The organism is uncultured Campylobacter sp. (assembly GCF_937949835.1).
GTDB lineage: Bacteria > Campylobacterota > Campylobacteria > Campylobacterales > Campylobacteraceae > Campylobacter_B.
This window is the reverse complement of record NZ_CALEDC010000012.1, coordinates 1-7,242: the sequence shown is the minus strand read 5'-3', so window position 1 is coordinate 7,242 and position 7,242 is coordinate 1. Positions and strand designations below refer to the sequence as shown.

Annotated in this window: 8 protein-coding genes; 3 read left to right on the top strand and 5 right to left on the bottom strand. The window is 42.4% G+C overall.

Annotation, left to right across the window (positions count from 1 at the left end; genetic code table 11):
* The 3 genes from Q0256_RS00270 to Q0256_RS00260 form a co-directional block, all read right to left on the bottom strand.
* The coding region (locus Q0256_RS00270; RefSeq protein WP_297958965.1) for a hypothetical protein at window positions 1-218 on the bottom strand (218 nt) is incomplete at its 3' end.
* A gap of 299 nt (window positions 219-517) precedes the next feature.
* The gene (locus tag Q0256_RS00265; RefSeq protein WP_297958963.1) at window positions 518-1,363 is read right to left on the bottom strand and encodes a universal stress protein; all 846 of its coding nucleotides are present in this window, start codon (window positions 1,361-1,363) and stop codon (window positions 518-520) included.
* A gap of 293 nt (window positions 1,364-1,656) precedes the next feature.
* Window positions 1,657-1,914 (bottom strand): SemiSWEET family transporter, encoded by a 258-nt coding sequence (locus tag Q0256_RS00260; protein WP_297958961.1) that lies wholly within the window; start codon window positions 1,912-1,914, stop codon window positions 1,657-1,659.
* A gap of 316 nt (window positions 1,915-2,230) precedes the next feature.
* On the opposite strand from Q0256_RS00260, the gene Q0256_RS00255 reads away from it, so the two are divergent.
* The 3 genes from Q0256_RS00255 to Q0256_RS00245 all read left to right on the top strand — a co-directional run bounded on the left by Q0256_RS00255 (window position 2,231) and on the right by Q0256_RS00245 (window position 5,766).
* Window positions 2,231-2,416, top strand: coding sequence for a hypothetical protein (locus Q0256_RS00255; RefSeq protein WP_297958959.1), 186 nt, complete (start codon window positions 2,231-2,233; stop codon window positions 2,414-2,416).
* Window positions 2,417-2,782: 366 nt separating this feature from the next.
* Window positions 2,783-4,855 carry a TonB-dependent receptor gene (locus tag Q0256_RS00250; protein ID WP_297958957.1) on the top strand — a complete coding sequence of 691 codons (2,073 nt, stop codon included), beginning with the start codon at window positions 2,783-2,785 and terminating at the stop codon, window positions 4,853-4,855.
* A 119-nt stretch (window positions 4,856-4,974) separates the two neighbouring features.
* Window positions 4,975-5,766 (top strand): class I SAM-dependent methyltransferase, encoded by a 792-nt coding sequence (locus Q0256_RS00245; protein WP_297958955.1) that lies wholly within the window; start codon window positions 4,975-4,977, stop codon window positions 5,764-5,766.
* 16 nt (window positions 5,767-5,782) lie between these two features.
* Here Q0256_RS00245 and Q0256_RS00240 read toward each other — a convergent pair whose 3' ends face one another.
* Window positions 5,783-6,034, bottom strand: a complete 252-nt coding sequence (locus Q0256_RS00240; protein ID WP_297958953.1) for a hotdog domain-containing protein — start codon at window positions 6,032-6,034, stop codon at window positions 5,783-5,785.
* Between the two features lie 39 nt (window positions 6,035-6,073).
* A complete protein-coding gene (locus tag Q0256_RS00235; protein ID WP_297958951.1) occupies window positions 6,074-6,832 on the bottom strand; it encodes a hypothetical protein in 759 nt (252 codons plus the stop codon).
* Window positions 6,833-7,242 lie beyond the last annotated feature (410 nt).

The following is a 7,242-nucleotide window of genomic DNA, read 5'->3' as shown; positions in this document are numbered from 1 at the left end:
ACAGAGTTTTTCGGCGCCACACTATTAGGGGCTAAATTTGAAACGGGCGGCGCAGAGCTCTGCGATACAGCGCTTGCGCGCGAGCTTTGCGATGACGAAATTTTAGAGGCGGAGCTTGTGGCGGACGAGTTTTGAGAAGCGCCGCTATTTTGCGCCGCAGTAAGCCAAAACGGCGAGCAAAGTAGCGCCAAAGAGAGTAAAATTTTACCCTTTTTCATAAAAAATCCTTTTTAGATTTTATAATCCATATCAATTTATTGGCGGGATTATCTTACAATTCCTCTTAAATAATAATAAAATTTTTAATAAACTAAATCATAAAATTTTATATGCAATTACTGATTTAACGGAATTTAATAAGATCTATTGACGAATTTTTAAGCAAAATTTCTATGGATTTTAAAAAGTATATGAATTTGAAAAACAAAGGATTTAAAAATTTAAAACTCTAAAATTCCGCCACTTTAAAATAACGTAAGCGACGGAATTTAGCGTTTATCGGCGTTTGGTCTTGCGATTACGATAGCACTAGCACCGGTACAAGCGCATTGTGCAAGATATCCTCGGAGACGCTGCCTAAAAAGAGCTTTTTGAAAAACCCTTTCGTAAAGGCGCCAGTAGCGATCAGATCGAGGTCATTAGCGCGGCGATATTTGATGATCTCATCGGCGGGCACTTCCGCTTGGATGTATTTGAAGGTGGCGTTTTGAGTGCCTAAAATTTCGCGCGCTAGATCCAGCATCCGCTCGCCCTCTGCGGCACCCGCATTGATGTGCAAGACATGCTTATGTGCGCTCGCAAGAAGCTTTGAGCTCTTTATAAACTCAAGCGTGCGCTTTGCCGCATCGGTGCCGTCAAACGCAATGAGCACGGAGTTAATCGGTGAAAATTCCTTATTCACGAGCAGCGACGGCACGTGAAGCTCCTTTATCAGCACGCTTGCATTAAAGCCTACGTCCTCGTTATTTGAGCCCTTGATACCGAGTACAAAAATTTCAGCTTCGTCCTTGTACTCAGCGATAACGTCGATAAAATCGCCATCTTTAATGATCTTACTCGCCTTTACGCCCGCAGCAGTCGCAGCGCAGATATATTCATCCAGCATCGCTTCGGCTTCTTCGTGGTCTTTCTCCGCATCTACGCCGCCTAATGTGGGACTTCCGTAGCTATTTGCAAGGATATCATTCTCTCCTAGGACGATCCCGCCTGCGGCTAGCCCATAAAAATTCTCGCCAAGCTCCGGGATTTCAACCACGTGAATAAACACGAGCTCGGCACCCAAGGTTTTAGCGACGTAAATTCCGTAATCTCTAACCGCCGGGGCAAGCGCATTTTGATCGACGCAAGTGATGACCTTTTTCATTTTTAGTCCTTTTAAAGATAAAATTTTAATCAAAATAAGCTTATCAAATTTTGTATAAAAGTTATTTAAATTCGGCAGATTTGAATACAGCGCGGGCGATTTTGTGAAATTTTAAAGCCGCGTCGTAATGGGTTTGTGAGGTACGGGCGCGCTTGTGGTAAGCTAGCTCAGGCTTGGCGTGACAGCGAGTGAGCAGTTGCAGCACGTAGCAGGCAGCTAAAAAGCGTTGCGGGTGCGGCTTGCAGAGTGCGGCGCGGGCGATTTTAAAATTTATCAAGCCGCTAAAAGCGCGGTTAAAGCGCCGTTATTGCGGTTAGCAGCCCAAAGATGATCCCCGGGAAATTCGCCGCGGCGAGCGGATAGTCCTTTTTAGGCTTTAAAAGACCGTAGCTGACCCATATCGTGCAGTTTATCGTGGCTGCGAGCGGCTGGAGAAACGGGACTTTGTTGCCGTCTAAATTTGCCATTATGTTCGGCACGTAGGATACGTACATGATGACCGACAGGCATGTGCCCGCCCAACCTAAAATTTGTAAATTTCTTTCACTCATCGGCTCTCCTTGTTTTTAAAATACGTTTCAAATTTACGAATGAAACGAAGCGGGATTTAATACACCAAAGATTAAGAAACAAATTAAAAGATGGCTAGAAATAAAATTTGACTTTAATTTATCGCAGCGACCCCTCACCTGCTCGCGTCTGCGTAAATTTTAAAGCGGCGTTTGAGGCGCGCATTTTAAAAAAACAGAGAAATTTAAAACGCCGGACAATGGTTGAAATTTAAATTTCAAAGAGATAAAATTTTAAACGACTGAAGCCAAATTTAAGCAAAATTTTACAGGAAAATTACGGTAAAATTTTAAAAATATGAGAAGTAAATTTTATAATTTCTCGGACGTTAAAGATAGGAATGTTTGCCCTAAGTGCGGAGGCGAGCTGCAAGATTATGCTGAGATAGAAAAGTGGAATCAAGCAGAAAAGAATAAAAAGCTTGAAAGATATTATAAATTTGAAAAAGAGTGGCTAAAGAGGGTGAGCCATGATAAAAAATAATTGATACTCAAACAAAATCAAAAGGCCTTAGGAATAAAAAATGAGCGCCAGGATAGGTTTAATACTTTTAGGTGCATTTTAGACGGGTATGATTTTAGGGATTGAGTAAATTTTAAAAATTCCAGCTAGATTTGCTTTGCAAATTTGCCGCTTTAAGAAATAAAAACCACTAAAGAATCTAAATTTAAAACCGAAATTTTACCGCGCTATGTAAAACTCTCGAAATTAAAATTTCATCCAATCTACGCAAAAATTTTAAAAAATCTATCTTTAATCTTTGAAATTTATTATTATTTAATCAAGAGAAATTATAATATATCATTTGCAAATCATTCGCAAAATTATAATTTTGAATAGGGGAGAGTGATGTTTAAGAAATTTTATCTTTCAAATGCCGCGATCGCGCTAAGCTTGTGCGCCGCCTTACAACTAAACGGAGCCGAAAACAACGCTACGTCTGCAAATATCAGCGCGCCCGGCGCGGGAGCCGTAAATTCCGCAGCTCCTAAAAACGCTTCCGGCGCGAACGCCACAAAGTTGGGCACCATCGTAGTTACCGCGACGGGCTTTGAAGATACGCTTAAAAACGAGGTTCGCAACGTCTCCGTTATCACCGCGGAGGATATGGAAAACCGTGGCTACCGCGATCTGCGTGAAATTTTAGAAAAGGCGCCGGGGGTTAGCTTTAACGGCAGATCTGTTGATTTGCGTGGGCAAGGTGCGAAGGCCAATACCTCCGTTAAGGTCCTTCTTAACGGAGTCGCGCTCAATATGATCGACACGACGCCGACGAGCATTCCGATCGATTTAGTTCCGATCGAAGATATCGAGCGCGTGGAGATCATCCCCGGCGGCGGTAGCGTGCTTTACGGCAGCGGCACCAGCGGCGGCGTGATAAATATCATCACAAAAAAGGGCGCAAAATATCCATACGCCAATGTCTCTACCAAGATCGCGTCGTATAATTATAAAGATCTAAATTTCGGCGCAGGCGGGAATGTGAGCGAAAATCTATTTCTAAAGACCGCAATAAAGGGCTTTGATCAGCATGGATACCGCAAGGGCGAAAGAGAGCGAGGCTACTATACATCATTTGGACTAAATTATAAAATTTCAGATGATCAAAGCCTATCTTTTAATCCGAGCTTTTATCGCGCTAGGACGCATGATGTGCCGGGTTTAGGGCTTGCCAAACTTAAAGCAGATCGTCGCCAACAAGGAGGCGAGAGGACCTTTACCAAAAGCACGCGACTAAATTTTGACTTGGATTATGCGGTAAAATTTGGCGATAGATTTGAAGCAAATTTACAGCCTTATTACCAAGATATTAGAATTTTACAAAAGGGCTTTGTGATGAAAGATCGCAAAGAGGGGGCAAATTTAAAAGGCAAGCTCGACTACGACAGCGGCGAGTTCATAGCGGGATATGATTATCTTAAAAATAAGGGCTTCCGTAGGATCGACTTTACCACTTCGATGAATCCTATGATGAGCCTTTCGCAGCTTACGATCTTTGATATGCAAAAACAGACGCACTCGGTTTATGCCTTAGAAAAGCACGACTTTACGGAGCTATTTTCACTTAGTGCTGGCGGGCGTTTTGAGCGCGCCGAATACAAAGTAGATCGCGAGGTCTCTACGACGATGCGTAGGATGGGGCGCATCTTTCACACTCAAGACAGCACGCACGTAACGGACGATAAAAACAACTATGCGTTTGAGATCACGCCGAATTTTAAATATTCTAAAGACGGCAATGTCTATTTTAAATTTGAGCGAGGCTATATCTCGCCGGGGCCTAATCAGCTCATCGATAAGCTCAGTCGCAACGGCCCCTATGTGCTTAATAACCTCAAATCCGAAACCTTTAAAACCTACGAGATCGGCATGAAGGATCTAATCTATGGGCAATACGTAAGTGCGACTCTGTTTTGGACCGATACGAAAAATGAGATCGTAAACGAGCTACTCGGTAGCGGCTTTAATAGCGGTTGGCATTTTATAAATATCGACGAGACGCGCCGCAAGGGCGTGGAGCTGTATGCGGAGCAAAGCTTGCTTTCAAATTTAAAGCTCAGCGAGACCTTTTCATACGTGGACGCCAAGATCCAATCCGGTGCGGATAAAGGCAAGCAGGTTCCGCTGGTGGAGCGCTCGAAGTTCATTTTGGGCGTCGATTACGAGCCGATTAGAAATTTAACGCTGATGAGCGATTTTAAATATTTCTCATCATCGCACGACGCCAACCACGATAGGATCGATTCGCGCACGATCGTAGATCTGGGCGCTGCGTACCGCTTCGCAAGCGGATTTTTGATAAGCGCCGGAGTCAAAAACGTCTTTGACGAGGAGTATAATTACAACCAAAATTTACGCGCAGATGTCTATACTCCGGCTCCCGGGCGCAATTACTACGCGGAGTTTAAATACACCTATTAGCGAGTGTTTAAATTTAAGCGAGGTTTGAGCTGTGAAATTTAAAATTTACGGACGGAATTTAAAATTTCGCCGCAGCGTGCTTTACCGCCGCAAGATTAAATTTAATAAAAGGAGCGAAGATGAAACCGGACTATAAAAACTGGGTGCCTAAGGGCATGATCGCGAGCTTTGCCGCAGGTGCGGGCGTAGCGCTAGTTTTGTTTTTGATTTTCGGCGTTTGCGGTGCTTTTGTTGGCGGCGTGCTGAGGTGGTTTCTTGCGGGGCTTTTCGGCGCAGCGGCGCTGTTTTTGGTCGGCTTTACGATCTACTGCGTCGTGTGGTACCGCGCGTTTGATTACGGCGGCAAGCGCCAACTCTCTCGCGCGATCGTAGAGGGCACGGCAAAATACGTAGATCTGCCCGAGGGCGGGCGCGGGCTAGACGTAGGCTGCGGCAGCGGCGCGCTAACGATCGCCGTCGCTAAGCGCAACCCGCACGCATCGGTGCTAGGCGTAGATCGCTGGGGCTTTGAGTACGCGTCTTTTAACAAGCAGCTGTGCGAATCCAACGCGCGCGCCGAAGGGGTGCAAAACACTAGCTTCGAGCAGGCCGACGCCACGCAGCTGCCCTTTGAGGACGGCAGCTTCGATGCGGTTACAAGCAACTACGTCTATCACAACATCATGCGCAAGGACCGCCAGGCGCTGCTTTTAGAGACGCTTCGCGTGCTTAAAAAGGGCGGCAGCTTCGCGATACACGATCTTTTCTCGCGCGGAAACTACGGCGATATGGATGCTTTCATCGCGCGACTTAAGGAGCAGGGCTACGAGCGAGTCGAGCTCATAGACACGACGCAGGGGCTTTTTATGGGCCCGCGCGAAGCCAAATGGCTGATGCTAGGCAGTTCAAAACTTCTGGTAGGTAAAAAATAGAGAGCCTTTGTAATTGCTACTTTACTATTGCGGACATCTTTTTTAGCTCCACCGTTTTGACTTTGGTCTCTAACAAGTTGCCTAGGACGATTGGCTTTTTAAATTTCGCCCGAATCTCACTCACGATAAAAAATGCCCACCTTGCTAAAGGCTTAACCTCCGAGCCGAAAAACATCTCGCTGCGCGCCCTTTCGCAGTATTTTATATAGTTTGCGTGATAGGCTATGCCGCCCGCATCGGTATCTTCGTAGTAGATTCGTATCTTCATTACATCATTCTCCTTTTTTTGCACCCAAGCATATTATTTCTAAATAATTAATGTTTTTATAATATTTAAGTAGTCAAAAATTTTTTCTTTAGGGGGCCTTTCTTCTTTCTTAATCGCTCTTTTGGCACTATTAAATTCTACTGGCATTATCGTTTTAATCGTAAAACAAAGGCTGGGCTTTCCCTCACTATTCTTACCAATATCAAACGCAATAGGCATGAATATATCATTAATCACAATATGAAATCCTTTGCTTAAATTTTTCCTGATTTCATCATAATTACTTTGATTATGCATTAACTCACTGCAAAGGCTATCATACATAGACAAACATCTTAACAAGATCGGTCTTATCATTGAAGATAAAAATTTTTTAACTTTATCTGGTGTGGATAGCTCTTTGATATTACATCTTTCAATAAATCGCAATAGGGCATGAAAAGAAAAATTTATAAATATCCTCTTATATATCATTCCGTCAGTCAGGCTAAATATAATATCAAATCCAATATATTTATAGTCCTCTTTGATTATTTTATTAGTAGAACTATCATCTGGATTTTTTTTCATAATTAACGTTACATCCGCATATACAAATTCCCATTTTTTTGTGTTTGGTCGATAATGCTCCAATATAATTATATGCTTCTCTTTTTGAAGTTTTTCAACATGCCGTTTTACAATAACCTTTCTTCTATTGTCATTAATTGAAAAATAATTGATTTTTGGGCCTTCCCTAAAACAATCAATTATACTTTGTGCAATAATTCTTTCTGATTTATTTTCAAATATATTCATTCAAATTTTACCTCACTATTTATATAATACTCCGTCGCATAGATATATTTTCTTGGGTTATTTACACTCTTCCAAAGAGTGGCTTTTAAAAATTTGATCAAATTTTAGTTTGACATATCCCCCGGCAATTTTAAATTTTTATTTTTCATTATACATTAAAATTTACGTAATAGCTTTACTTAATGACACGCTTGATGAATTTTACTTTGCTTTATATATAATTCATTCGTCTTTTATGCCATTAGGTCGTATTTAATGTCGTGAGCAATCATTAAAGGACGATCGTAAAAAATCGAAAAAAGCATGGTATAACCTAAATACCTATGCAAGCGTAAGCAAGATATTATGGAATAGCATTCGTTCTTTTTGGTGATACTAGCTCGTTTAAAGTGAGAATAGTGCCAAAATGT

What these genes read in the sequence shown, in the direction of transcription:
- Q0256_RS00265 (WP_297958963.1), bottom strand. Translation starts at nt 1,363, where the DNA reads ATGAAAAAGGTCATCACTTGCGTCGATCAAAATGCGCTTGCCCCGGCG.
- Q0256_RS00260 (WP_297958961.1), bottom strand. Translation starts at nt 1,914, where the DNA reads ATGAGTGAAAGAAATTTACAAATTTTAGGTTGGGCGGGCACATGCCTG.
- Q0256_RS00255 (WP_297958959.1), top strand. Translation starts at nt 2,231, where the DNA reads ATGAGAAGTAAATTTTATAATTTCTCGGACGTTAAAGATAGGAATGTT.
- Q0256_RS00250 (WP_297958957.1), top strand. Translation starts at nt 2,783, where the DNA reads ATGTTTAAGAAATTTTATCTTTCAAATGCCGCGATCGCGCTAAGCTTG.
- Q0256_RS00245 (WP_297958955.1), top strand. Translation starts at nt 4,975, where the DNA reads ATGAAACCGGACTATAAAAACTGGGTGCCTAAGGGCATGATCGCGAGC.
- Q0256_RS00240 (WP_297958953.1), bottom strand. Translation starts at nt 6,034, where the DNA reads ATGAAGATACGAATCTACTACGAAGATACCGATGCGGGCGGCATAGCC.
- Q0256_RS00235 (WP_297958951.1), bottom strand. Translation starts at nt 6,832, where the DNA reads ATGAATATATTTGAAAATAAATCAGAAAGAATTATTGCACAAAGTATA.